Source organism: Caballeronia sp. LZ028 (genome assembly GCF_031451415.1).
GTDB lineage: Bacteria > Pseudomonadota > Gammaproteobacteria > Burkholderiales > Burkholderiaceae > Caballeronia > Caballeronia zhejiangensis.
The window spans coordinates 2946517-2972067 of the sequence record NZ_JARUXN010000001.1 but is presented as its reverse complement, the minus strand read 5'-3'; the positions used below and the strand labels follow the sequence as shown (position 1 = coordinate 2972067).

23 protein-coding genes are annotated in these 25551 nt (G+C 63.4%); 10 read left to right on the top strand and 13 right to left on the bottom strand.

Annotated elements, in window-relative coordinates:
- The first annotated feature begins 44 nt into the window (after nt 1-44).
- Complete coding sequence (locus QCE58_RS14025; RefSeq protein WP_033536108.1) at nt 45-1328, top strand: MFS transporter; 1284 nt, start codon at nt 45-47, stop codon at nt 1326-1328.
- Between the two features lie 104 nt (nt 1329-1432).
- Nucleotides 1433-2029 carry a nitroreductase family protein gene (locus QCE58_RS14020; protein ID WP_250481678.1) on the top strand — a complete coding sequence of 199 codons (597 nt, stop codon included), beginning with the start codon at nt 1433-1435 and terminating at the stop codon, nt 2027-2029.
- Nucleotides 2030-2035: 6 nt separating this feature from the next.
- Here QCE58_RS14020 and QCE58_RS14015 read toward each other — a convergent pair whose 3' ends face one another.
- Entirely contained in the window at nt 2036-3523 is a 1488-nt protein-coding gene (locus QCE58_RS14015) for an MFS transporter (protein ID WP_250481677.1), read from the bottom strand.
- 183 nt (nt 3524-3706) lie between these two features.
- Between QCE58_RS14015 and QCE58_RS14010 the strand changes: the two genes are divergently transcribed.
- Nucleotides 3707-4957: an Hsp70 family protein gene (locus QCE58_RS14010; protein WP_250460059.1), complete on the top strand. Its 1251-nt coding sequence runs from the start codon at nt 3707-3709 to the stop codon at nt 4955-4957.
- A gap of 74 nt (nt 4958-5031) precedes the next feature.
- Here the strand turns inward: QCE58_RS14010 and QCE58_RS14005 are convergent, their stop codons facing one another.
- Nucleotides 5032-5235, bottom strand: a complete 204-nt coding sequence (locus tag QCE58_RS14005; RefSeq protein WP_007000074.1) for a cold-shock protein — start codon at nt 5233-5235, stop codon at nt 5032-5034.
- Between the two features lie 493 nt (nt 5236-5728).
- Between QCE58_RS14005 and QCE58_RS14000 the strand changes: the two genes are divergently transcribed.
- On the top strand, nt 5729-7279 hold the full coding sequence (locus QCE58_RS14000; protein WP_075583595.1) for an APC family permease: 1551 nt from the start codon (nt 5729-5731) through the stop codon (nt 7277-7279).
- A 56-nt stretch (nt 7280-7335) separates the two neighbouring features.
- Here the strand turns inward: QCE58_RS14000 and QCE58_RS13995 are convergent, their stop codons facing one another.
- From QCE58_RS13995 to QCE58_RS13965, 7 genes are all read right to left on the bottom strand, one after another.
- Nucleotides 7336-8121 carry a class III extradiol ring-cleavage dioxygenase gene (locus QCE58_RS13995; protein WP_250481676.1) on the bottom strand — a complete coding sequence of 262 codons (786 nt, stop codon included), beginning with the start codon at nt 8119-8121 and terminating at the stop codon, nt 7336-7338.
- A 94-nt stretch (nt 8122-8215) separates the two neighbouring features.
- The gene (locus QCE58_RS13990; protein WP_250481675.1) at nt 8216-8818 is read right to left on the bottom strand and encodes a UbiX family flavin prenyltransferase; all 603 of its coding nucleotides are present in this window, start codon (nt 8816-8818) and stop codon (nt 8216-8218) included.
- Nucleotides 8819-8829: 11 nt separating this feature from the next.
- On the bottom strand, nt 8830-9141 hold the full coding sequence (gene grxD, locus QCE58_RS13985) for a Grx4 family monothiol glutaredoxin (protein ID WP_034473919.1): 312 nt from the start codon (nt 9139-9141) through the stop codon (nt 8830-8832).
- 73 nt (nt 9142-9214) lie between these two features.
- Nucleotides 9215-10039, bottom strand: a complete 825-nt coding sequence (gene prmC / locus QCE58_RS13980; protein ID WP_239295460.1) for a peptide chain release factor N(5)-glutamine methyltransferase — start codon at nt 10037-10039, stop codon at nt 9215-9217.
- Nucleotides 10036-11118: a peptide chain release factor 1 gene (gene prfA, locus QCE58_RS13975; RefSeq protein WP_034473922.1), complete on the bottom strand. Its 1083-nt coding sequence runs from the start codon at nt 11116-11118 to the stop codon at nt 10036-10038. The genes prmC and prfA overlap by 4 nt, the downstream gene beginning before the upstream one ends.
- A gap of 97 nt (nt 11119-11215) precedes the next feature.
- Nucleotides 11216-12511: a glutamyl-tRNA reductase gene (gene hemA, locus QCE58_RS13970; protein ID WP_008344394.1), complete on the bottom strand. Its 1296-nt coding sequence runs from the start codon at nt 12509-12511 to the stop codon at nt 11216-11218.
- Nucleotides 12512-12699: 188 nt separating this feature from the next.
- Nucleotides 12700-13518 carry a glycosyltransferase family 2 protein gene (locus tag QCE58_RS13965; protein WP_250481674.1) on the bottom strand — a complete coding sequence of 273 codons (819 nt, stop codon included), beginning with the start codon at nt 13516-13518 and terminating at the stop codon, nt 12700-12702.
- 369 nt (nt 13519-13887) lie between these two features.
- On the opposite strand from QCE58_RS13965, the gene QCE58_RS13960 reads away from it, so the two are divergent.
- The 3 genes from QCE58_RS13960 to QCE58_RS13950 all read left to right on the top strand — a co-directional run bounded on the left by QCE58_RS13960 (nt 13888) and on the right by QCE58_RS13950 (nt 16716).
- Nucleotides 13888-14160 carry a hypothetical protein gene (locus tag QCE58_RS13960; RefSeq protein ID WP_034473925.1) on the top strand — a complete coding sequence of 91 codons (273 nt, stop codon included), beginning with the start codon at nt 13888-13890 and terminating at the stop codon, nt 14158-14160.
- Between the two features lie 126 nt (nt 14161-14286).
- On the top strand, nt 14287-16074 hold the full coding sequence (locus QCE58_RS13955; RefSeq protein WP_409014120.1) for an aminopeptidase P family protein: 1788 nt from the start codon (nt 14287-14289) through the stop codon (nt 16072-16074).
- Between the two features lie 18 nt (nt 16075-16092).
- Nucleotides 16093-16716, top strand: a complete 624-nt coding sequence (locus QCE58_RS13950; RefSeq protein ID WP_175983109.1) for an HAD family hydrolase — start codon at nt 16093-16095, stop codon at nt 16714-16716.
- A 23-nt stretch (nt 16717-16739) separates the two neighbouring features.
- Here QCE58_RS13950 and QCE58_RS13945 read toward each other — a convergent pair whose 3' ends face one another.
- From QCE58_RS13945 to ychF, 4 genes are all read right to left on the bottom strand, one after another.
- Nucleotides 16740-17867 (bottom strand): DUF748 domain-containing protein, encoded by a 1128-nt coding sequence (locus QCE58_RS13945; protein WP_034473928.1) that lies wholly within the window; start codon nt 17865-17867, stop codon nt 16740-16742.
- 131 nt (nt 17868-17998) lie between these two features.
- Nucleotides 17999-19666 carry an energy-dependent translational throttle protein EttA gene (gene ettA / locus QCE58_RS13940; RefSeq protein ID WP_008344405.1) on the bottom strand — a complete coding sequence of 556 codons (1668 nt, stop codon included), beginning with the start codon at nt 19664-19666 and terminating at the stop codon, nt 17999-18001.
- A 138-nt stretch (nt 19667-19804) separates the two neighbouring features.
- Nucleotides 19805-20113 carry a DUF3761 domain-containing protein gene (locus tag QCE58_RS13935; RefSeq protein ID WP_250481672.1) on the bottom strand — a complete coding sequence of 103 codons (309 nt, stop codon included), beginning with the start codon at nt 20111-20113 and terminating at the stop codon, nt 19805-19807.
- Nucleotides 20114-20252: 139 nt separating this feature from the next.
- Nucleotides 20253-21347, bottom strand: a complete 1095-nt coding sequence (gene ychF / locus QCE58_RS13930) for a redox-regulated ATPase YchF (protein ID WP_008344409.1) — start codon at nt 21345-21347, stop codon at nt 20253-20255.
- 200 nt (nt 21348-21547) lie between these two features.
- Here ychF and QCE58_RS13925 point away from each other — a divergent pair, with 200 nt between their 5' ends.
- The 3 genes from QCE58_RS13925 (at nt 21548) to QCE58_RS13915 (ending at nt 25473) form a co-directional block, all read left to right on the top strand.
- Nucleotides 21548-22720: a UbiH/UbiF family hydroxylase gene (locus QCE58_RS13925; RefSeq protein ID WP_239295457.1), complete on the top strand. Its 1173-nt coding sequence runs from the start codon at nt 21548-21550 to the stop codon at nt 22718-22720.
- Nucleotides 22721-22770: 50 nt separating this feature from the next.
- Nucleotides 22771-23502: a DsbC family protein gene (locus QCE58_RS13920; RefSeq protein ID WP_034473936.1), complete on the top strand. Its 732-nt coding sequence runs from the start codon at nt 22771-22773 to the stop codon at nt 23500-23502.
- Nucleotides 23503-23673: 171 nt separating this feature from the next.
- Nucleotides 23674-25473 carry a M61 family metallopeptidase gene (locus tag QCE58_RS13915; protein WP_250440234.1) on the top strand — a complete coding sequence of 600 codons (1800 nt, stop codon included), beginning with the start codon at nt 23674-23676 and terminating at the stop codon, nt 25471-25473.
- The last annotated feature ends 78 nt before the right edge of the window (nt 25474-25551 follow it).

The following is a 25551-nucleotide window of genomic DNA, read 5'->3' as shown; positions in this document are numbered from 1 at the left end:
CGAAGGTTCTTGCTTGAGATAAAAATCAACCTGACGGAGCAGCGATGAATTGGGTAGCGAGACGGCTGAACGGCCGTATGCATTACGGCTGGGTCGCGGTGGGCGTCGTGTTCCTGGTGTTGCTCGCGGCGGCTGGCACGCGCGCAACGCCGAGCGTCATGATGTTGCCGCTCGAAAAGCAGTTCGGCTGGTCGCGCGGCACGATTTCGCTGGCGATTTCGATCAATCTCGCGCTCTACGGTCTCGCGGGCCCGTTCGCCGCGGCCGCGATGCAGCGTTTCGGCGTGCGCCCGACCGTGCTGGCCGCAATTGCGACGCTTGCCGCCGGCGTCGGCATTTCGTCGATGATGACCGAGCCGTGGCAAATGGTGCTCGTCTGGGGCGTGATGGTCGGCAGCGCGACGGGCGTGGCCGCGCTCACGCTGTCCGCGACGATCGTGAATCGCTGGTTCACGACGCATCGCGGTCTCGCGATGGGCATTCTCACCGCGAGTTCCGCGACCGGCCAGCTCGTGTTCCTGCCGTTCCTCGCTTCGATCTCCGAGCATTACGGCTGGCGTCCGGTGGTGTTCGTCGTCGCGGCGGCGGCGGCGATCGTGTTGCCGCTCGTCGCGTGGCTGCTGCCCGAGCGCCCGGCCGATCTCTCGCTGCGTCCGGTCGGCGAGACCGCCGACTTGCCGCCCGGCGCGCTCCCGCCGCCGAAAAATCCGATCAAGGTCGCGTTCGGCACGCTCGCGATGGCCAGCAAGACGCGCGATTTCTGGCTGCTGTTCTTCAGCTTCTTCGTCTGCGGCGCGAGCACGAACGGTTACGTCGGCACGCATCTGATCGCGATGTGCTCCGACTACGGCATGACGCAAGTGCAGGGCGCGACGCTGCTCGCCGCGATGGGCATTTTCGATCTGTTCGGCACGACGCTCTCCGGCTGGCTTTCCGACCGTTTCAACTCGCGCGTGCTGCTGTTCTGGTACTACGGCCTTCGCGGACTGTCGCTGATCTATCTGCCATATGCGTTCGGCATCGATTTCTTCGGCCTGCCGCTCTTCGCCGTGTTCTACGGGCTCGACTGGATCGCCACCGTGCCGCCGACCGTGCGCCTCGCCACCGATGTCTACGGCAAGGAATCGGCGCCGATCGTGTTCGGCTGGGTCGTCGCGGGCCATCAGCTCGGCGCGGCGTTCGCGGCGCTCGGCGGCGGCATGCTGCGTTCGAGCCTCGGCAGCTATACCGTCGCGACGATGATCTCCGGCGGCCTGTGCCTCGTCGCCGCCGTGACGGTGCTGCGCATCAATCGCGCGGGCCGGACGATGGGCGTCGCCGCGACCTGACGATCTGCACGCGCGCGCGAGCTTGTTTATCCTTGTCGCGTTGAACGGCGCACATCTTTGCCGATGCGCGCCGTTTGTCTTTCATCACGCCAACGAGGCCCAACATGAGCACGAAACCCGCTCCGACCGATGTCGACATCCACGAACTGATCGCCGGCCGCTGGAGCCCGCGCGCCTTTTCCAATGCGCCGATCGAGCGCACGACGTTGCATCGCCTGCTCGAAGCGGCGCGTTGGGCGCCGTCGTCGAACAATTTGCAGCCGTGGCGTTTCATCGCGTTCGATCGTCATCGCGACGAAGCCGCGTTCAAACGCGCGTTCGATACGCTCGCGCCGTCGAATCAGAAATGGAACGTGAACGTGCCGCTGCTCGTCTGCGTGACGGCGTCCACGCTCACGCCGAAAGGCGACGCGAACCGCACCGCGACTTATGACACCGGCGCGGCCGCGATGGCGCTGGTGCTCCAGGCGCACGCGCTCGGACTCGCGACGCATCAGATGGGCGGCTTCGACCGCGATGCCTTCCGTCAGGCGTTCTCGGTTCCCGCCGATGTCGAGATCATCGCGATGATCTCGATCGGGCATCACGGCGACGCGAGCGAGCTCGACGACGCGCTGCGCGAGCGCGAAGCGGCGCCGCGCGCACGCAAGACGCTGGCTGAAACGGCCTTCGAAGGCGCGTGGGACAAGGCGTTCAAGTAAGCGCGGTCAGTGCTCGTCCGCCGCCGACAGCGGACGAGCGACATCTTCGAGCGATTTGCGCTCCGCCGCGACGCCCCAGATTCCGGCGGCGACCGCCGCCGCGATCATCAGCAGCGAGCCGATCAGATAGCCGATGAACACAGGGCCGCGCTCGTGCGTGTCAATCAACTGGCCGAAAAGCGTCGGCCCGATAATGCCGCCGAGCGCCGTGCCGAACGCGTAGAACACGGCGATGGCGAGCGCGCGAATTTCCAGCGGGAACGTCTCGCTCACGGTCAGATACGCGGAACTCGCCGCCGCCGACGCGAAGAAGAAAATCACCATCCACGCGATGGTTTGCGTCGTCACGGTGAGCATGCCGTGCATGAACATCCAGCCGCTCACCGTCAGCAGCACGCCCGAGATCGCATACGTCGACGCGATCATGCGACGCCGTCCGAGCACGTCGAAAAGCCTGCCGAGCAGCACCGGACCGAGAAAATTCCCGGCGGCGAACGGCAGCACGTACCAGCCGATGTGATCGCCCGGCACATGATAGAAATCGGTCAGCACGAGCGCGTAGGTGAAGAAAATCGCGTTGTAGAAGAACGCCTGCGCGGTCATCAGCACCAATCCGACGAGCGAGCGGCTGCGATGCGCCTTGAACAGCGTGTGGACGACTTCGCGGATCGGCGTGCCATCACGCGCGTGCAGACGCAGCGGCTTGACGGGCGTGTCGGGAATCTCGATGCCGTGCTGCCGGAAATGCGCCTCGATTTCCTCGACGACGTGCCTCGCCTCGTCCGCGCGATTGTGCGTGATGAGCCAGCGCGGGCTTTCCGGCACCCACATGCGCATGAAGAGAATCGTGAGCCCGAGCGCCGCGCCGATCAGAAAGCACGCCCGCCAGCCCCAATCGGGCGGAAGCAGCGCGGGATCGAGCAGCACGATCGAGCCCGCCGCGCCGATGCCCGCGCCGACCCAGAACGTGCCGTTGATCGCGAGATCGGTCCAGCCGCGCAGGCGGGCGGGCGTGAATTCCTGAATCGTCGAATTGATTGCCGTGTATTCGCCGCCGATGCCCGCGCCCGTCAGAAAACGGAACAGTACGAACGTGGCGAGATTCCACGAGAACGCGGTCGCGGCGGTCGCGGCCACGTACAGAAAGAGCGTGATGAAGAACAGCTTGCGCCGGCCGAGCCGGTCCGTGAGCCAGCCGAACCCGAGCGCGCCGAGCACCGCGCCCGCGATATACGCGCTGCCCGCGATACCGACATCGGCATTCGAAAACTGCAGCGCCGGGCTCGATTTCAGCGCGCTCGCGACCGCGCCGGCGAGCGTCACTTCGAGGCCGTCGAGCAGCCAGGTGATGCCGAGCGCAAGGACGATCAGCGTGTGAAAGCGTCCCCACGGCAGGCGATCGAGCCGCCCGGGCAGATCGGTTTCGATGATGGCCGGGCGATCGCTGGCTGTATCGCTCAAACGGGTCTCCCGTGGCGTGGCGGTTTCGTTCATGCGTCCGGAGCGTGCTCTCGAAATCAAACAAATTGCCGCGAGGCGAGCAAGTTATATTCCGCTTTTGTCGAATAAACTCAATGGTTTAAAAATATCTGAAATGCGGTTGATGCGCCCGCGCGAACGTGTTAAAAACGCCGTCCATGTTTGAATGCGGCGTCTTTCAGGACGCCGCCGATGCCCATGACTTATTGCGCGATCGATTTCGGCACATCGAATTCAGCGGTGGCTTTGCCCGACGGATTGTCGATCCGGCTGGCGCCCGTCGAAGGCGAAGCGACGACGCTGCCCACCGCGGTTTTCTTCAACACCGACGAGAATAACCAGTCCTACGGCCGCGCGGCGCTCGAAGCGTACATCGACGGCTTCGACGGCCGCCTGATGCGCTCGATGAAGAGCATTCTCGGTTCGCCGCTCGCGGACAACAGCACCGACCTGGGCGACGGCTCGGCGATCAAATACACCGATGTCATCACGCTCTTTCTGCAGCATTTGAAGCAGAAGGCGCAGGCGCTCTCCGCCGAACCGCTCACGCGCGCGGTGCTCGGCCGCCCCGTATTTTTCGTCGACGACGATCCGCGCGCCGACCATCTCGCGCAAAAGCAGCTCGAAGCGTGCGCGCACGCGGTCGGCTTGCGCGAGATCCATTTCCAGTACGAGCCGATCGCGGCGGCCTTCGACTATGAGGCCGGGCTGACGCAGGAAGGCCTCGTCCTGGTCGCCGATATCGGCGGCGGCACGTCGGACTTTTCGCTCGTGCGCGTCGGTCCGGAGCGCGCGCGGCATCTCGAGCGCAAGGGCGATGTGCTCGCGCACCACGGCGTGCACGTCGCCGGCACGGATTTCGACCGGCGCGTGGAACTCGCGACGGTGCTGCGCGAACTCGGCTATCAATCGCTCGATCCGAAAGGGCGCGAAGTGCCGAGCCCCGTGTATTTCGATCTCGCGACCTGGCATCTGATCAACACGGTCTATACGCCGAAGCGCGTGAGCGAATTGCAACTGATGCGCCATCTCTACACCGACGTGCGGCATCACGATCGGCTGATGCGCGTCGTGTATCGCCGGCTCGGGCACGCGCTGACCGCGCACGCCGAGGAAGCGAAGATCGACGTCGCCGCGGGCGGCACGACCGAAATCGACATGGAAGAGGTGGAAGAAGCACTGCGCGTCGGGTTCGACGAGACGCAGCTCATCGCGGCCGGCGCGGACGAAACGCGGCGGATCGTCGAGGCGGCGCACGAGACGCTCAAGCGGGCGGGCGTCGCGCCGGCGGACGTGGGAGCGGTCTATTTCACAGGTGGCACGACGGGTCTGCGATTCCTGTCGGACGCGCTTTCGGCGGCGTTTCCCGGCGCGAAACCGGTATTCGGCGATCGCCTCGCCAGCGTGGCGAAAGGACTCGGAATCTACGCGCAACGCATCTTCGCCTGATGCGGATCACGCAGCCGCGCAGAAAACAAAAAACCCCGCCGAAGCGGGGTTTTTCATACGAATTCTAGCGGGTCTTAGACCGGCTTGATGTTCGCGGCTTGCTTGCCCTTCGGGCCGGTCTTCACTTCGTAGGAAACCTTTTGGTTTTCCTGAAGCGTCTTGAAGCCTTCGATGCGGATTTCCGAGAAGTGCGCGAACAGATCTTCGCCGCCGCCATCCGGAGTGATGAAGCCAAAGCCCTTTGCGTCATTGAACCACTTGACGGTACCGGTTTCCATGTTACTTGTTCCAAAAAAATGATGAATAAGGCCGAAGCCCAGGGGTGCGGAAAATCAAGGAAGGGGCAATGGGACCAACCGGAGTACCGTGATGGCGAACTCGAAAGAACCAATTCACTCGCCACTTGAAATCCTGCAAGAAGCTTTATACGGCGAAACGATTTCGCGGTCAATTAATATCCGACAACTCTGAAGGGATTTTTTTGAGATGCGTAAGCAAATTTTACAGCGCTTGCGCATCCGGTCTCGACTGGCTCAAGGAATCCCCGCTTTGGGGCGAACTTCTCTCCAATATGCACTGCATTCGAAAGGTGCAACCGTTAAACTACGCGCCTTCTTGACGGTTGCACCGATATCGCCGGCTGCCAGACATGGTCGTTGCTAGATCGGGCAACGGCGGCTCCGCGAGCCGTTTCTATTCCGGCAGTGCGAGATATTTGGAGGAAAAGTGACAGAGAAGTCGATTAAGCGAAACATCGGTCCGTTGGCGCTGATGCTGACGGGCCTCGGGTCCATCATCGGGTCGGGGTGGCTGTTCGGTGCGTGGAAGGCGTCGCAGATCGCCGGACCCGCCGCGATTTGCGCGTGGATCATCGGTGCGGTGGTCATTCTGGCGATTGCGCTGACCTACGCCGAACTGGGCGCAACCTTTCCCGAATCCGGCGGCATGGTGCGCTACGCGCGCTATTCGCACGGCGCGCTGGTCGGATTCATCAGCGCTTGGGCGAACTGGATCGCGATCGTGTCCGTCATTCCGATCGAAGCGGAAGCGTCCATCCAGTACATGAGCACCTGGCCGTACGAATGGGCGCACGAGCTGTTCGTCGGACATACGCTCACGACTACTGGCCTGCTGTTGTCGGCCGTGCTGGTCGTCATTTACTTCCTGCTGAATTACTGGGGCGTCAAGCTGTTCGCGCGCGCGAACTCGATCATCACGATCTTCAAGTTCCTGGTGCCGGGTTTGACGATCGGCGGCCTCGTCTTCTCGGGCTTCCATTCGGAGAACTTCGGCACGGCGTCGAATTTCGCGCCGTTCGGATGGTCCGCGGTTCTCACCGCCGTGGCGACGAGCGGGATCGTGTTCAGCTTCAACGGCTTTCAGAGCCCGGTGAACCTCGCGGGCGAGGCGCGCCATCCGGCGAAAAGCATCCCGTTCGCCGTGGTCGGTTCGATCCTGATCGCGCTCGTGATCTACGTGCTGCTTCAGATCGCGTACATCGGCGCGGTGAATCCGGCGGATGTGGCGAAGGGCTGGCAGCACTTCAACTTTGCATCGCCGTTCGCGGAACTGGCGATCGCGCTCAACCTGAATTGGCTCGCCATCCTCTTGTACGTCGATGCGTTCGTCAGTCCGAGCGGCACCGGCACGACCTATATGGCCACGACCACGCGCATGATCTACGCGATGGAGCGCAACAACACGATGCCGAAGATGTTCGGCAACGTGCATCCGTTTTACGGCGTGCCGCGTCAGGCGATGTGGTTCAACCTGTTCGTGTCGTTCGTGTTCCTGTTCTTCTTCCGCGGCTGGGGCACGCTCGCGGCGGTGATCTCGGTGGCGACGGTCATCTCGTATCTCACCGGCCCGGTCAGCCTGATGGCGTTGCGCCGCGCGGCGCCGGATCTGGATCGCCCGGTCAATATTCCGCTGATGGGCCTGGTCGCGCCGTTCGCATTCGTGTGCGCGTCGCTTGTGCTGTTCTGGGCGAAGTGGCCGCTGACCGGCGAGATCATTCTGCTGATGGTCGTCGCGTTGCCGGTGTACTTCTATTTTCAGAGCAAGGTCGGTTTCGCAGGCTGGGGCCGCGATCTGAAGGCTGCTTGGTGGCTCGTGGCCTATCTGCCGTCGATGGCGGTCATGTCGCTGATCGGCAGCAAGGACTTCGGCGGAAACGGATTGCTGCCGTACGGCTGGGACATGGCGGCGGTCGCCGTGCTCGCGCTGATCTTCTATTACTGGGGCGTGCACACGGGTTATCGCACGACCTATCTCGAAGAGCGCGAAAGCACCGACGACATTCTTCACGAAGTCGGCGCGTAAGCGTTTCGCCTTCGCCGAAAAAGCCCGCCTGAGCGATCAGGCGGGCTTTTTTTCGATCAGTCGTCGGTGAAGACGTAGTTGGTCATCGCGAGCGCACGCTGGAATGTGCCGAGTGACTGGATGCCGAGCCGATAATCGTCCGCCGCCGCGCCGAGCGCGCTGAACACCGGCAGCAGATGCTCGTCGGTCGGATGCATCAGCGCGGCGTGCGGCGCGCGTGCGCGATAGTCGAGCAGGGCGTCGATGTCGCGTTCGGCCATGCGGCTCTCGAACCAGTCGGTGAATTCGGCCACGCGCGGATCGGCGTCTTCAGGGCGAGCGCTGAAATCGGCCATGCGCAGATTGTGCGTGATTTGCCCGGAACCGACGATCATCACGCCGTCATAGCGCAACTCGCGCAGCGCCCGGCCGATGCGGAAATGGTGCGCGGCATCGAGATGCGGCTGAATCGATAGCTGCGTGACCGGCACCTCGGCGTCGGGGAACATCAGCAGCATCGGCACCCATGCGCCGTGATCGAGCCCGTGATTCGTCGTCGCGGCGGGAATGCCTTGCGCGCCGAGCAGCGCGGCGGCGCGCTTTGCCAGATCGGGCGCGCCGGGCGCCGGATAGCGCAGTTCGTAGAGCGCGCGCGGGAAGCCGTAGAAGTCGTGGATGGTTTCCGGGCGCTCGGCCGTGCTAGCGACCGGCTGCGCCGTGCCCCAATGCGCGGACAGCATCAAAATGGCGCCGGGGCGCGGCAGCGTCTGACCGAGCGATGCGAATTCGGCGGACGGCATCGACGGGTCGATCGGCAGCGTCGGCGCGCCGTGGGAAATGAAAACGGTGGGGAGTCGGCTCATGGCGGCAAATTCCTAAGCGGTATGCCGTCAATGTAGTACCGCGAACTCCGTTTATAAACGGTCCGGCGGGCAACGAATTGTGTCGCCGGCGTTGTCAATCCGACGCTTCGCCGCGCAGCCCGCGCCACGCGGGTGCAACCGATTGGGCAAAGCCGAAAAGATCGATGACGCGCGCGACGGTGTGATCGACCATTTCGTCGATGCTCGCGGGCTTCTGATAGAACGCCGGCAACGGCGGAAAGATCACACCGCCCATTTCGGTGACGGCCGTCATATTCCGCAGATGCGCGAGGTTGAAAGGCGTTTCGCGCACAAGCAGCACCAGACGGCGACGTTCTTTCAGCACGACATCGGCGGCGCGAGTGATGAGATTGTCCGAAAGACCGTGCGCGATGCTCGCGAGCGTTCGCATCGAACAGGGCGCGACGACCATGCCGTCGGTTGCGAACGAACCCGACGCAATGGTCGCGCCGACATCGCGCACGCTGTGGACGACATCGGCGAGCGCGTGGACCGCGGCTTTATCGAGTTCGAGTTCGTGCTGGATATTGAGCCAGCCGGCGCTGGAAACGAGCAGATGCGTCTCGACGCCGGACAGGCGGCGCAGCGTCTCGAGCAGACGCACGCCGTAGATGGCGCCCGTTGCGCCGGTGATCGCGACGATGAGCCGTCGTTTCGCGGCAGCGGGCGCGCTCACTTGCTAAAGACTTAAGCGGCGGCGAAAAGCTGTTGCAGTTCGCCCGATTGATACATCTCCATCATGATGTCCGAGCCGCCGATGAACTCGCCCTTCACGTAGAGCTGCGGAATGGTTGGCCAGTTGGAGAATTCCTTGATGCCCTGGCGGATTTCGTCGTCTTCGAGGACGTTCACGGTCTTGATCTGATCGACGCCGCATGCCTTGAGCACTTGGATTGCGCGGCCGGAGAAGCCGCACATCGGGAATTGCGCCGTGCCCTTCATGAAAAGGACGACCGCGTTCTGATCGACGATTTGCTTGATGCGTTCTTGCGTATCCATGGCGTTCCTGCGCTTGAGATTTCGGTGAGAGTTCTCGAAATGATAGCGGATTTCGATTACACGAGCCGGGCCGTCAGGCCGCGAACCGGCCGCCCGAGCAACGTTCGATGCCCGCGAGATCGCGCATCGAGTGCACGTCGCTGAAACCGCGTGCGGTGAGCAGCGCGCGCACCGATTCCGCCTGGTCGTAGCCGTGCTCGATCCACAGCGCGCCGTCGTGCGCGAGAAGACGCGGCGCGTTATCGACGATCGTGCGGATCGCGGACAAACCGTCGGCGTCGTCGGTGAGCGCGCCGCGCGGCTCGAAGCGCAGGTCGCCTTGTTCGAGATGCGGATCGCCGCTCGCGATATACGGCGGATTGCTGACGATCGCCTCGAACCGCAACGACGGATCGATGTTCGCGGTCCAATCGCTTTCGACGAAGGTCACGTTACCGCTCTTCAGCAGGCGCGAAGCGTTGCCGCGCGCGACATCGAGCGCGGCGCGCGACCGGTCGACGGCCCACACGCGCGCATCGGGCCGCGCGTGGGCGATCGAAATCGCGATCGCGCCGGTTCCCGTGCCGAGATCGAGCACGCGCGGGTTCGACGCATCGGCGATGGCTTCGAGCGTGAGTTCCACGAGCAGCTCGGTTTCCGGCCGCGGGATCAGCACGTCGGGCGTCACGTCGAATTCGAGGCCGAAGAATTCGCGCTTGCCGATCAACTGCGCGATCGGCTCGCCGTTCGAGCGCCGCGCCGCGAGCGCCTCGAAACGCGCGACCGCGTCTTGCGGCAGCGTCTCGCGATCGCGCGTGATGAGTTCCGTGCGCCGCCAGCCGAGTACGTGCATCAAGAGAATGCGCGCTTCGAGCGGCGGCAGCGCGCACGCGCGCAATAACGCGGCGGCGTCGCTCACTCCGTTTCCCCGAGCGCCGCGAGCTGCTCCGCCTGATGCTCGGACACGAGCGCGCCGATCAGTTCGTCGAGATCGCCGTCCATGATGTACTCGAGCTTGTAGAGCGTGAGGTTGATGCGGTGATCCGTCATGCGCCCTTGCGGGAAGTTGTACGTGCGAATGCGTTCCGAACGGTCGCCCGAGCCGATCAGACTCTTGCGCGTCGCCGCTTCCTTCGCGTGCTGCTCGTGATACTGCTTGTCCTTGATGCGCGCGGCCAGCACCTTCAGCGCGCGATCCTTGTTCTTGTGCTGCGAGCGGTCATCCTGACATTCGACGACGATGCCCGTCGGCAAGTGCGTGACGCGCACCGCCGAATCCGTCTTGTTGATGTGCTGTCCGCCCGCGCCTGACGCGCGGAACGTATCGATGCGCAAATCGGCCGGATTGATGACGACTTCGCTGATCTCATCGGCTTCCGGCATCACCGCGACCGTGCACGCGGACGTATGAATGCGGCCTTGCGTTTCCGTCGCCGGAACCCGCTGCACGCGATGCCCGCCCGATTCGAACTTGAGCCGCGAATACGCGCCCTGTCCGGCGAGCCGCACGATCACTTCCTTATAGCCGCCGAGATCCGAGACGCTTTCTGACATCGTCTCGGCCGTCCAGCGATTGCGTTCCGCATAACGCAGATACATGCGCAGCAGATCGCCCGCGAACAGCGCGGATTCGTCGCCGCCCGTGCCCGCGCGAATTTCGATGAAGATGTTGCGATCGTCGTTCGGATCTTTCGGCAGAAGCATCGTCTGCAGTTCGCCTTCGATCTTCGTCATGCGCTCGCGCGCCTCGCCGATTTCCTCTTCGGCGAAATCGCGCATCGACGGATCGGAAAGCAGTTCCTGCGCGGTCGCTTCGTCGGTCAAAGCCTGTCGCCACAGAGCGTATTGCTCGACGATCGGACTGATTTCCGCGTGCTCGCGCGTGAGTTTCCGGTACTGATCCATGTCGGAAGTCACGTCTTCGCGGCTCAACAGTTCGTTGAGATCGACCAGCCGCTTTGCAAGCTGGTCGAGCTTGCCTTGCATGCTCGTTTTCATCGGACGGAGATGACGCGGTGAGCGTCAGGAAGAACTGCGATCGGAAAGCCGCCGCGTAAATCGCGGACAGCCTTTGAGAATAGCAAAGAGAAGGCCGCTAACGTTCCGACGAATCGGACGACGAGCCGTGACGGTAGAAGCCGCTCATCAGGTCGATGAGCTGGTTGCGCTCCTCGCTGCTTGCTCGGTTGAGCGCGTGCGTCGGACCGTGAATCAGCTTGTTCGTGAGCGATTGCGAGAGCGCTTCGAGCACGGCGGCGGGGTCGTCGCCGCGCGCGAGCATCTTGCGCGCGCGTTCGAGTTCGGCGCGGCGCAGCGCGTCCGCCTGCGTGTGCATGTGGCGGATGACCGGCACGATGCTGCGCGCATCGAGCCATTGCATGAAATTCGCGACGCGCGTCTCGATGATCGATTCGGCCTGCGCGACCGCCGCCTGACGCGACGCGTTGCCCTCGCGCACGATCGCACCGAGATCGTCGACGGTGTAGAGGAACACGTCGTGCAAATTGCCGACTTCCGGCTCGATATCGCGCGGCACGGCGAGATCGACCATGAAGATCGGGCGATGCCGGCGCGCGCGCACTGCACGCTCGACCGCGCCGAGACCGATGATCGGCAGCGTCGACGCCGTGCACGACACGATGATGTCGAACTCGTGCATGCGCGACGGCAATTCGGAAAGCGGAATCGCGCGGCCGTTGAAGCGGCCGGCGAGCTTCTCGCCGCGCTCCGCCGTGCGGTTGGCGACGACCAGCTCACGCGGATTCTGCGCCGCGAAATGGGTGGCGCAGAGCTCGATCATTTCGCCCGCGCCGATGAACAGCACGCGCTGGCTGGAAATATTCTCGAAGATGCGCTGCGCGAGGCGCACGGCGGCGGCGGCCATCGAGACGGATTGCGCGCCGATTTCGGTCGTCGTGCGAACTTCCTTCGCGACTGCGAACGTGCGCTGGAACAACTGATTGAGATACGTGCCGAGCGCGCCGGCTTCGGACGCGGTGCGCACCGCGTCCTTCATTTGTCCGACGATTTGCGTCTCTCCGAGCACCATCGAGTCCAGCCCCGATGCGACGCGGAACGCGTGGCGCACCGCTTCCGACTGCGGCAGCGCATAGACATGCGGCGCGAGCTCGGGAACGGGAATGTTGTGGTACTTCGAGAGCCACTGGATCGCGGCTTCGCGGGCGGCGGAGTCGTCGGTGGCGCAGTAGAGTTCGGTGCGATTGCAGGTCGAGAGAATCGCCGCTTCGGGCGACGCCTTCGCGAGCGGGCCAAGCCAAATGTCCTTCAGCGCGCCCAGCGCGGGCTTCAGCTGTTCGAGCGGAAACGCCACGCGTTCGCGCAGAGCGACAGGCGCAGTGTGGTGGTTGATTCCGATCGTGAGGAGCTGCATTTTTTTGGGCTGATGCTTTGGGCCTAAGCCGATGGCCTTTCAGATAGCCCAATATTATAGCCTTTTGCGTATTTCTTCATTTATAGGTGGCATTTGGGGCGCGACCGAGCCCGAAGTGCCGAAAACGCCCGCGCAGCCGGGCGTCGAGCGGTTTGCCGGAACGAGCGTGTGACAGAAAGCCGCGCCGGTCAGCGGAAATACTTCGCAAGCTCGAGCGCTCGCGCCTCCAGTTCCTCGATCGGCATTTCATCGGTTCGGCGCGCCATTTGCCGGTTTCGCGCGCTATGTTCTTCCTCGCACATCGCGGCGCGTGACGCGGAGTCATGATTCAGATGAAACAGCGAGGAATCCGGTCCGGCAAGTGCATGCCAACGCAGACCGAGCCGCGCGCCGCGGATGAACAGGTCGTCGTCCTCGCCGCCCCAGCCCGTGAACTGCGGATCCACGCCGCCGATACGGATGAATTCCGGGCGTTTAAAAAGGTTGATTGCGCCCGGCGTGTTGGCGTAGAGCACATTGATATCGTCCGGTAAATCGCCTTCCATGAACGGAGCGAATTCGTCGAAGTTTCCCGATTCGATAAACGTTTGGCGTCGATCGCCTGAAACATTCAGCACGCGCGAGAAGGGGCAAAGCACGTCGCTGGCATCGCCGTCCATTAATGCGTCGACGGCCGATTTCATCATGCGTGGATTGGCGATCATATCGGCATCGTGCATGCAGATAATCGGGCTTTTTGCCATTAACGCACCGAGATTGACGAGCCTCGCTTTCGGAAACGGGCCGGTATCGTGCACGAATACGTGCCGGATGCGCGAATCGCCGATCTCGGTCCAACTGAACGTGGGCGCGGCGTCCGCTTCGATAAGCCAGATGTGAAAGTCCGAATAGGTGCGGACAAGGTGGCGCAGAACGCCACGCAGGTTATCGCGCCTTTCCTGACCGGAGCCGCGATACGTGACGATCATTTCGAGACCACGCAGGGAAATTGGATTGGCTTCAGTCATAGGAAAATGCCGCCTTTGAAACCGTCAATTCGTCGCGTGAAAATCAGTAACGCGATTAACGAAGTGGCGATAAATGTGAAGTTCGCTTTATAAATGGCAAAAATATATATAAAGCGCAAAGATGAAAGGATTTTATCATTCGGCCGAGCGGCGGAGTTTCGGAAAACTCGCATAATCTTCTCAAAAAGAAGAAGCGCGCTTTTGGTTCCCTTCGATGCGATTTCGGTACGCGCATTCCGAGCCTTGCGCTCCCCATATCCGGCCCCTAAACTCAAGCGCTACGTCGCGCCGAGGATTGCCCTAAATCATGTACATCCACCGATCTGCTCCGCTTTGCAACGAATCGACACCGATGGAGCATCGCCGCTGATGGGCTGGATCGGACTGATTTTTCTCGGTGCGGTGATCGGCGCGGCGGGCTGGTGGCTGCATCCGCTGCGCCGTGCGGGACGCGTCGCGCGCGGTCCGGCGGGCTACGTCTGGACGGCCATCGCCGCTGGCATACTGGCGACGGTTGTTGCGCGCATGCTCGGCAATATCGTCGATGTATATCACGACGGCGACACGCTCGAATGGCTCGCGTGCGCGGTCTTCGCGCTCTTCGTCGTGACGACGACTGTCGGACTGGCGGCGCGCCGCTGATCTCGATTTTGTGACGCGGGCGGGTGATCCTTGCCGCGCGTCGTGCTCTTCGCGCCCTACGCGGGCTTTCAAGCAGGTGACTTCATGAACGATCGCATTGCAGATTCAGCCATTCCGGAACCCGCCATGTTCGCGAGCCGCATCGAGTCGTTGCGCGGCCAGATGGCGCGCGAAAAGCTCGCCGCCGTGCTGATTCCATCGGCGGATCCGCATCTTTCCGAATATCTGCCGGAACGCTGGCAAGGGCGTCAGTGGCTTTCGGGCTTCACCGGCTCGGTCGGCACGCTCGTGGTGACGGCGGACTTCGCGGGCGTCTGGGTCGACAGCCGCTACTGGACGCAAGCCGAGACGCAACTCGCCGGCACCGGCATCGTGCTCATGAAGATGATGGGCGGGCAGCAGACCGCGCCGCACGTCGACTGGCTCGCTGAAAACGTCGCATCGGGCGCGACGGTCGCCGTCGACGGCACCGTGCTCGGCGTCGCGGCGGCGCGTGCACTGTCCGATGCGCTGAGTGCGCGCGGCATCGTATTACGCACCGATGTCGATCTGCTCGATGCCGTGTGGCCCGCGCGCCCCGGCTTGCCGGAGGCGGCCGTCTACGAGCATGCGGCGCCGAATGCGAGCGTCGCTCGCGCGGACAAGCTCGCGCAAGTGCGCGACGCGATGCGTGCCAAAGGCGCGCAATGGCACTTCGTTTCCACACTCGACGATCTCGCGTGGATCTTCAATCTGCGCGGCGGCGACGTGAGCTACAACCCGGTTTTCGTCGCGCACGCGCTGATCGGTCTCGACGACGCGACGATTTTCGTCGCGGACGGCAAGATTCCGGGCGCGCTCGTCGAATCGCTGTCGCGCGACAACGTGCGCGTCGCGCCGTACGCGGCCGCATCGGAATCGCTCGCGTCGCTGCCCGCGGGCGCGACGCTCCTGATCGACCCGCGCCGAATCACGCACGGCTTGCTGGAGAAAGTGCCGTCGGCGGTGAAAATCGTCGAGGCGGTGAATCCGTCGACGTTCGCGAAGTCGCGCAAGACCGCGGCGGAAGCGGAGCAGATCCGCGCGACGATGGAGCAGGACGGCGCCGCGCTCGCCGACTTCTTCGCGTGGTTCGAGGAGGCGCTGGGACGCGAGCGCATCACGGAACTGACCATCGACGAGAAGCTGACTGCCGCGCGTGCGCGCCGCCCGGGTTTCGTCACGCTGAGCTTCGGCACGATCGCGGGCTTCAACGCGAACGGCGCGATGCCGCATTACCGCGCGACGGAAGCGTCGCATGCGGTCATCGAAGGCAACGGTCTGCTGCTGATCGATTCGGGCGGCCAATATCTGAGCGGCACCACGGACATCACGCGTGTCGTGCCGATCGGCGAAATCACGGCCGAGCACAAGCGCGATTTCACCGTCGTGCTGAAGGGTACGATGGCGCTTTCGCGCGCGCGTTTTCCGCGCGGCATCCGTTCGCCGATGCTCGATTCGATCGCGCGCGCGCCGATCTGGGAAGCGGGCGCGGACTACGGCCACGGCACGGGACACGGCGTCGGCTATTTCCTGAACGTGCACGAAGGCCCGCAAGTAATTTCGCACTACGCGCCCGCCGAACCGTGGACGGCGATGGAAGAGGGCATGATCACGTCGGTCGAGCCGGGCATTTATCGGCCGGGCAAGTGGGGCATCCGCATCGAGAATCTCGTGATGAACCAGGCGGCGGGCAAGACCGAATTCGGCGATTTCCTCGAATTTGAAACGCTGACGCTTTGTCCGATCGACGCGCGCTGCATCGATGTGTCGTTGCTGCGCGAAGACGAACGCGCGTGGCTCAACGCGTATCACGAAACCGTGCGGCGCCGCGTGTCGCCGCATGTGACGGGCAAGGCGCTGGCATGGCTCGAAGAGCGGACCAAGGCGATCTGACCCACGGAGCAGCGAGCAATGACCATCAAGGCAGTCGTATTCGATTTCGGCGGCGTGCTGATCGACTGGAATCGCGAATATCTCTACAAGCATCTGATTCCAGACGACACCGAGCGCCGCTGGTTCCTCGACAACGTCTGCAAGATGGAATGGGTCGTGCAACAGGACGGCGGGCAGACCATCGAGGACGGCACCGCCGAACTGATCGCCGTCTATCCCGAGCACGAAGCGCTGATCCGCGCGTTCTACGCCCGCTGGCCGGAAATGGTGTCCGGCGTGCTGGAAGAGGGCGTGGCGCTCGTCGACCGGCTCGAAGCGGCGGGCGTGCCGCTCTTCGGCCTCACGAACTGGTCGGCGGAGACGTTTCCGTATGCGTGGGAACGCTTCGACGTCTTGCGGAAGTTTCGCGAGATCGTCGTGTCAGGGCGCGTGGGCCTCGTGAAGCCTGATCCGCAGATTTTCGGTTTGATGCGCGCGGAGATCGAACGGCATCTGCCGGGCGTTCAGCCGAACGAGCTCGTGTTCATCGACGACAACCCGATGAACGCGCAAGCCGCGACGGCGCTCGGCTGGCACGGCGTTCACTACACCGGCGCGCTGCAAACCGAAACGAAGCTGCGCGCGCTGAATCTGCCGATCTGAAAGTAAAGCGAGAAGGCGACGCGCTATTGCCCGAGCAGGTTCTTCAGCGCGTTGCCGATTCCCCGAACCGTATCGCCCGCGCCGCGCGCGACGCCTTCAGCGCTGACGCCCAGCGCCTTCGCGAATCCCGCCGCGAGCTTCTTCGACAGACTCTCGCTCAGCGAAAATTTCGGATCGCGCAGATCGCCTTCGAGCGTGAAGTCGAGCTTGATCTGTTCCTTGCGGTCTTTGAGCGCGGCGATCGCGGCTTTCGTCGGAATCGAGAGAAAGGTGTCGAGCGCGTTGCCGGTATCGCTGATCTGCAGATGATTCAGCGTCAACGTGCCGGGCGCGTGAATGCGGTAATTCTTCACGGTTGCATCGATCGTCATGTCGATGGTGCCGCCTGTCACCGCCGCCTTTGCGCCGGCCTTCTTCAGCAGATACGGATCGAGCGTCGCGACATCGACGTTGCGCAGCGTCGCGCGCGTCTGCGAATCCTTGTTGGCGATGATCATCCAGCCGCCCCACGTGACGTTGCCCGTGTGCGACGGACCTTTGATGGAACCGGTCATCGAAAGCTCGGTGCGCTCGGTGAGCGCGGGCAGATGCAGATGATCGACAGTGGCGCGCGCATCGCCGATCAGCACGCGATACGGCGGGTTCGGCACGGAGCCGTCGAAGAACTCCATCGAGCCGCGCTCGAACGACACGCGATCGATGATTTTTTCTTCTTGCGCGTGCTCCTGACGTTCCTTGCTGTCGGGCCGGGCGTCGGCTTCGCGCGCGGTTTCCTTGAGGCCGGGCAGGATGCGTACGCGGCCATCGGCGGAGCGGACGATCGACAGATAGTAGTTGTCGACGCTCACGCTGCGCAGATGAATCGGCCTCGAGATGAGCGATTGCATGTCGACGTCGAGCACGATGCGCTCCGCGCGCATCGCGTCGCCGGCTGGCCAGTCTTTCGGGCCGCGCAGCCGCACGCGCGAGAGCGTGACGTGCCCGAAGCCGACGTCGATCTCTTCCACCGAACCGTTCGGGCCGAGCGTCTCGAGGATCCGCTCTTTCATCTGATGGACGACGAAAAACCAGCCGCCGATCACCACGACGACGAGCGCCACGACGATTCCGATTGCCCAAAGCGCTCCCCGCCGCGCGCTCGATCCCGCCATCTGCGTGTGTCTCCGTGTCGGCTTACTGGAAAGCGTCGCTCGAAAAAGTAAGTGGCGACTGCGCCCTACACAGTCGCCACTTTTACGCCTGATGTCGGTGCGCGCGCCCGCATAGGCTATTTCGTCAGACGTTAGCGCGTGATCGGCTTGTAGCGCAGACGCTTGGGCTTCGCGGCTTCCTCGCCGAGACGCTTGCGCTTGTCGGCCTCGTATTCCTGATAGTTGCCGTCGAAGAATTCGACGTGCGAATCGCCCTCGAACGCGAGGATGTGCGTCGCGATGCGGTCGAGGAACCAGCGGTCGTGCGAAATCACCATCACGGAGCCGGCGAATTCGAGCAGCGCGTCTTCGAGCGCGCGCAGCGTTTCGACGTCGAGGTCGTTCGACGGTTCGTCGAGCAGCAGCACGTTGCCGCCCGCGATGAGCGTCTTCGCCAGATGCAGACGTCCGCGCTCGCCGCCGGACAGATTGCCGACGAGTTTCTGCTGATCGCTGCCCTTGAAGTTGAAGCGGCCGATATACGCGCGCGACGGCGTTTCGTATTTGCCGACCGTGAGGACGTCGGCGCCGCCGGAGATTTCCTCGAAGACGGTCTTGTCGGCGGCGAGCGCATCGCGGCTCTGATCGACGTACGCGAGCTTGACCGTCGGTCCCTTGACGATTTCGCCCGAATCCGGCTGCTCCTTGCCGGTCAGCATGCGGAAGAGCGTGGACTTACCCGCGCCGTTCGGCCCGATGATGCCGACGATCGCGCCCGCCGGAATCTTCATGTTCAGGTTGTCGATGAGCAGGCGGTCGCCATACGCCTTGCTGACGTTCTTGAACTCGATGACTTCATTGCCGAGGCGATCGCCGACCGGAATGAAGATTTCCTGCGTTTCGTTGCGCTTCTGGTATTCCTGGCTGTTGAGTTCCTCGAATCGCGCGATACGCGCCTTCGATTTCGCCTGACGTCCCTTCGGATTCTGCCGCACCCATTCGAGTTCTTTCTTGATCGCCTTCTGACGCGCGGATTCGCTCGCCTCTTCCTGCTTCAGGCGGTCTTCCTTCTGATCGAGCCAGCTCGAATAGTTGCCCTTCCACGGAATGCCGTGTCCGCGGTCGAGTTCGAGAATCCATTCGGCGGCGTTATCGAGGAAGTAGCGATCGTGCGTCACCGCGACGACGGTGCCCGGATAGCGCGTCAGAAACTGTTCGAGCCATTCGACGGATTCGGCGTCGAGGTGGTTGGTCGGTTCGTCGAGGAGCAGCATGTCGGGCTTTTGCAGCAGCAGCTTGCACAGCGCGACGCGACGCTTTTCGCCGCCCGACAGATGTTCGATTTTCGCGTCCCACGCGGGCAGGCGCAGCGCGTCGGCGGCGACTTCGAGTTGCTGCTCGGGGCTGCCGCCATCGCTCGTCGAGAGGATGGCTTCGTACTTCGCCTGTTCGGCGGCGAGCGCGTCGAAATCGGCGTCGGGTTCGGCGTAGGCGGCGTAGATTTCGTCGAGCTTCTTTTGCGCCAGGAAGACATCGCCGAGACCTTCTTCGACGGCTTCACGCACGGTCTGCTGCGGATCGAGCTGCGGCTCCTGCGGCAGATAGCCGATGTTCAGATTGGGCATCGGCGTGGCTTCGCCTTCGATGTCCTTGTCGACGCCCGCCATGATGCGGATGAGCGTCGATTTGCCGGAACCGTTCAGGCCGAGCAGACCGATTTTGGCGCCGGGGAAGAACGAAAGGGAGATGTCTTTCAGGATCTGACGCTTCGGCGGGACGATCTTGCCGACGCGGTTCATGGTGAAGACGTATTGGGCCATGTTGTCCTAGCTGGATGGATGAATGCGGGGCGCCCGGTTCGGCGCGCGAGGATGTTCGGTGGCGCGGATTCGCGCGTTCCCGCCGTGGCGTTTCGCGCAGGCGGGATTAGGTGGCATTGTACTTCGCGGTGGAGGCGGTCATTGCCAGGCGGCTACGCCCCCGTGCCGCGAGCATGTGCCGCTGTGATGCTGGCTGAAGCTGTAGGAGCCGTCGCGGCATTGCGCGGTCGCGCCCGCGGGGACAGCGCCGGAGCGCGTGCGCGCGGGCGAGTGGACGACGTTGCCGTCGCGGTTGACGTAATGACCGTGGTTGTCGAGATCGGACTCGTCGGGCTGCGGTTGATACTGGTACGGGTTGCCGCGATAGGCGAAGGCGTCGGACGTTGCGAGCGAGCTCGCCGCGATCAGCGTGAAAGCTGTGAATGCGCGCAGTGCGTGTCTCTGCATCTCGTGGTTATGTCTCGTTGTTTTTGTCGATCGCAGCGTTGCTGCGTTGTCTCGTCCGCGCAAGAAAAAAGCGGAGTGTCCATGAAAAGACACTCCGCTTCGCGAGGCAAGCAGCTTTGACGTTTCTTTACGTCGCGCGTCAGACGTTAAACAAGAAATTCATGACATCCCCGTCGTGCACGACATACTCCTTCCCTTCGGCGCGCATCTTCCCGGCTTCCTTCGCCCCTTGCTCGCCCTTATATGCGATGTAGTCATCGAACGAGATGGTCTGCGCGCGAATGAACCCGCGCTCGAAATCCGTGTGAATGGCACCCGCCGCCTGGGGCGCCGTATCGCCGATATGAATCGTCCACGCGCGCACTTCCTTCACGCCCGCCGTGAAGTACGTCTGCAGGCCGAGCAGCTTGAAACCCGCGCGAATCACGCGATTCAAGCCCGGCTCGTCCATGCCCATGTCGGCGAGGAATTCGAGCTTGTCGGCATCGTCGAGATCGGCGATTTCCGCTTCGATCGCCGCGCACACCGCGACCACCGGCGCGTTTTCCGCTTCCGCATGCTTGCGCACCGCGTCGAGATGCGGGTTGTTCTCGAAGCCGTCGTCCTTCACGTTCGCGACGTACATCGTCGGCTTGGACGTGATCAGGCAGAACGGCTTGATGAGCAGCAGTTCTTCTTCCGTCAGCGAAAGGCCGCGCACCGGCTTCGCCTGATCGAGCTGCGCGCGCACTTTTTCCAGCACGGCGACGAGCTTGATCGCTTCCTTGTCGTTGCCCGACTTCGCCGCCTTCGAATAGCGCGCCTGCGCTTTTTCGACCGTCGCCAGATCGGCGAGCGCGAGTTCAGTATTGATGACTTCGATATCCGCAATCGGATCGATCTGGCCCGCGACGTGGATCACGTTCTCGTCCTCGAAGCAGCGCACGACGTGCGTGATCGCGTCGGTTTCGCGGATGTTCGCGAGGAACTGATTGCCGAGGCCTTCGCCTTTCGACGCACCGGCGACGAGCCCCGCGATATCGACGAATTCGACGACCGCCGGCAGGATGCGCTCGGGCTTCACGATTTCGGCGAGCGCGTTGAGGCGCGCGTCCGGCACTTCGACCACGCCGACGTTCGGCTCGATGGTGCAGAACGGATAGTTCTCGGCGGCAATGCCCGCCTTGGTCAACGCATTGAAAAGAGTGGACTTGCCGACATTAGGCAAGCCGACGATGCCGCATTGGAGGCTCATGGAATCCTTCGAACTGGTAAGACGGCGCGGGCCGCGCGGGTTTCGTCAAAAATGGTGCGCAATGAGCGGGCGAGAACCGCCCGCCACGCTACGGCCGCGTGCGGCGGCCAGGCAAACCGCTATTGTACCGCCGCACCGTCGCGGGCAAGCGCCGCCGCCGGCTCGCAAACCCGTTCGAACCCCACGGCTATAATGCCCGGATGACTCCGCATCCACTGAAATTTCACGCTATCGTCGTCGGCGGCGGGCTCGTCGGCAAGACGGCGGCGCTCGCGCTCGCGCAATCCGGGCTGCGCACCGCGCTCGTCGCGTCGCGCGCGGCTGGCCTGCCGCCGGGCGCGGCGTTCGATTCGCGCATCTACGCGCTGTCGTCGAGCTCGCAGGCGCTGCTGGAGCGTCTGCGCGTCTGGCAGGCGCTCGATCGTTCGCGGCTCGGTCCCGTCTTCGACATGCGCGTGTTCGGCGATGCCCACGCGGAATTGCACTTCTCGGCGTTTCAGGCGTCGGTGCCGCAGCTCGCGTGGATCGTGGAATCGTCGCTGATCGAGCAATCGCTCGATGCCGCGTTGCGCTTTTCGCCGAGTCTTTCGTGGTTCGAATCGCGCGCGCAGGGCATGACGGTCGAAACCGACGCCGCGCACATTGCACTCGCGAGCGGCGAAATGCTGGAGACGGATCTGATCGTCGGCGCGGACGGCGCGCATTCGTGGGTGCGCGCGCAAATGGGCGCGAAGATGAATCGGCGCGATTATCGGCAGACGGGCGTCGTCGCCAATTTCAAGGCCGAAAAGCCGCACGGCGAAACGGCGTACCAATGGTTCCGCGATACCGAAATCATCGCGCTCTTGCCGCTGCCGGGCGATCACGTTTCGCTCGTGTGGTCCGCGCGCACCGAACACGCCGACGAACTGCTCGCGCTCGATCCGGCGCAACTCGCCGCGCAAGTCGAAACGGCAACGCAAAACCAGCTCGGCACGCTCGATTGCGTGACGCCGGCGCAAGGCTTTCCGCTCGGGCTGCAAACCGTCGACAAACTCGTCGCGCCGCGTGTTGCGCTCGTCGGCGATGCCGCGCATCTGATTCATCCGCTCGCGGGGCAGGGCATGAACCTCGGCCTGCGCGACGTCGCCGCGCTCGCGGACGTCATCGCGAACAAGGAGTCGTTCCGCGATCTCGGCGATCCGATCCTCCTTCGCCGATACGAACGCGCGCGCCGTGAAGACATCCAGAAGCTCATGTTCGCGACCGACGGCCTGCAGCGGCTTTTCGCCGTGCCGGGTACGCTCGCGCGCGCGGTCCGCAACACCGGCATGGCGTTCGTCGGCGCGCAGCCGCTCATCAAGCGCTGGCTCGTCTCGGCGGCGCTCGGCTGAAACAATCTCACTTTCTCGGGCGCGATGCCGCACGACTCACAGGAAACCGCATGAAAACCACCCTCAGACTGGCCCTGGCGACGGCCGCGGCGCTCGCCGTGACGCTCGGCGTCGGCTGTTCGGCGCAGGCCGATCAGACCACCGACAAGCTCAAGTCGGCGCTCGAATCGCGCATGGGCGACGCGACCATCAAGAGCATCGAAAAGACGCCGATTCCCGGTCTCTACGAGGTGAATCTCGGCTCGCAGATCGTGTATAGCGACGCGAGCGGCAATTACGTGCTGATCGGCGATCTCGTCGATACACGGAACAGCAAGAACCTGACCGAGGCGCGGCTTGCCGAAACCAACAAGATCGACTTCGCGAAGCTGCCGTTCGAGAACGCGGTGAAGGTCGTGAAGGGCAACGGCAGCCGCAAGATCGCGGTGTTTTCCGATCCGAACTGCCCGTACTGCAAGCAACTCGAATCGACGCTGAAGTCGATCGACAACGTGACGGTCTACACCTTCCTGTATCCGGTGCTCTCGCCCGATTCGACGGCCAAGTCGAAGTCGATCTGGTGCGCGCAGGATCGCGGTGTGTCGTGGGAAAGCTGGATGCTCGATCACAAGGCGCCGACCGCGTCGGCATCGTGCGATACGACCGCCATCGACAAGAATCTAAAGCTCGGCCGCGCGATGAACGTCACCGGCACGCCGACCGTATTCCTCGCCGATGGCCGGCGTCTGCCAGGCGCCGTGCCCGCCGACCGGCTCGAAAAGGAACTGTCCGCCGTGCGCTGAGCGCGGTCCGAAACGAAGAAGGGAGGCGCGTCATGCGCCTCCTGTGTTTTTACGGCCTTGCTTTTCCGAAAGCGCAGCGTAAACAAGCAAGGCGCCGGGCGCGGTTCGTTCAAGATCGACGCGCCCAGAACAAGAACAAAGGACATCGAGATGACTACGCTTTTGCAAACGGTGCAGCCCGTCCGCTACCGCATCGTTCCGAAAAATCCCGCCGCGCATCTCTTCGAAGTGACGCTGACCGTAGCCGTTCCCGATCCGGCCGGCCAGCGCTTCATGCTGCCGGTCTGGATTCCGGGCAGCTACATGATCCGCGAATTCGCACGCAACATCGTGACGCTGCAGGCGTTCAACGCGGCGGGCCGCAAGATCGCCATCGAAAAGATCGACAAGCACGCGTGGCAAGCCGCGCCGACCGACGGCCCGATCACGCTGCGCTACGAGGTCTACGCGTGGGACATGTCGGTGCGCGCCGCGCATCTCGACGACACCGTCGGCTTCTTCAACGGCACGAGCACGTTCCTCGCGGTGGAAGGGCAGTCGGGCGCGCCGTGCGTCGTCGATATCGAACCGCCGCAGGGCGGCGCGTATCGCAACTGGCGCGTCGCGACGGCGCTTTCAGAAGCGCGCGGCACGAAGCGCTACGGTTTCGGCGCCTATGAAGCGGCGAATTACGACGAACTCGTCGACCATCCGGTCACGCTCGGTGAATTCGCGCTCGGCAGTTTCAGCGCGCACGGCGTGAAGCACGACATCGTGATTTCGGGGCGCGTCGTCAATCTCGATATGAACCGGCTCGCCGCCGACCTGAAGCGCGTCTGCGAAGCGCAGATCGCGCTCTTCGAGCCGCGCACGAAGAAAGCGCCGATGGATCGCTACGTGTTCATGACCGTCGCCGTCAGCGATGGTTACGGCGGGCTGGAGCATCGCGCATCGACGGCGCTCATCTGCAATCGCACGGATCTGCCGGTGCAGGGCCGCCCGGAAACGACCGAGGGTTATCGCACGTATCTCGGCCTGTGCAGCCACGAGTATTTCCATACGTGGAACGTGAAGCGGATCAAGCCGGCGACGTTCGCGCCGTACGATCTGTCGCAGGAAAATTACACGACGCTCTTGTGGCTCTTCGAAGGCTTCACGTCGTACTACGACGATCTGATGCTCGTGCGCAGCGGCCTGATTTCCGCCGGCGATTATTTCAGTCTGCTCGGCAAGACGATCGGCGGCGTGCTGCGCGGCTCCGGGCGGTTCAAGCAATCGGTCGCGCAAAGCTCGTTCGACGCCTGGGTGAAGTACTACCGCGCCGACGAAAACGCGTCGAACGCGATCGTCAGCTATTACCAGAAAGGCTCGCTCGTCGCGCTGGCGTTCGATCTGTCGATTCGCGCGCAGACCGACAACCGCAAGTCGCTCGACGACGTGATGCGTCTGCTTTGGCAGCGCTACGGTCGCGAGTTTTACAACGGCAAGGGGCGCGGCATTGCGGAGGAAGACGTCGAGGCGCTTTTCGCCGAAGCGACCGGCGCTGACCTGCGCTCGCTGTTCCGCGACGGCGTGCGCGGCACGCGCGATTTGCCGCTCGATGCGCTTTTCGAGCCGTTCGGCATCGCGCTCGCCCCCGATCTCCCGGGCAACGGCGCGGCCGTCAAGCCGTCGCTCGGCGCGCGCGTGCGTGGCGGCGCGGATTGCACGCTGGCCGTCGTCCACGAAGGCAGCGCGGCGCAGAAGGCGGGATTGTCGGCGGGCGATGTGCTCGTCGCGATCGACGGACTGCGCGTCAACGGCTCGAATCTCGATGCGCTGCTGTCGCGTTATCTGCCGGGCGCGAAAGTGGAGGTGCACGCGTTCCGTCGCGACGAGCTGCGCCGCACCGAGGTCAAGCTGGACGGACCGGAAGTCGCGCGTTACGTGCTGACGGCCATCGACGGTCGGGGTCCGTCGAAACAATGGCGCGAGCGCTGGCTGAAAGGCTGATTGCCGGAATATGTGGCGGATTGTTCTATCGGTGCAACGATCCGTCACGATCTGACGGCTTTTTCCCGAAGGTCGAAA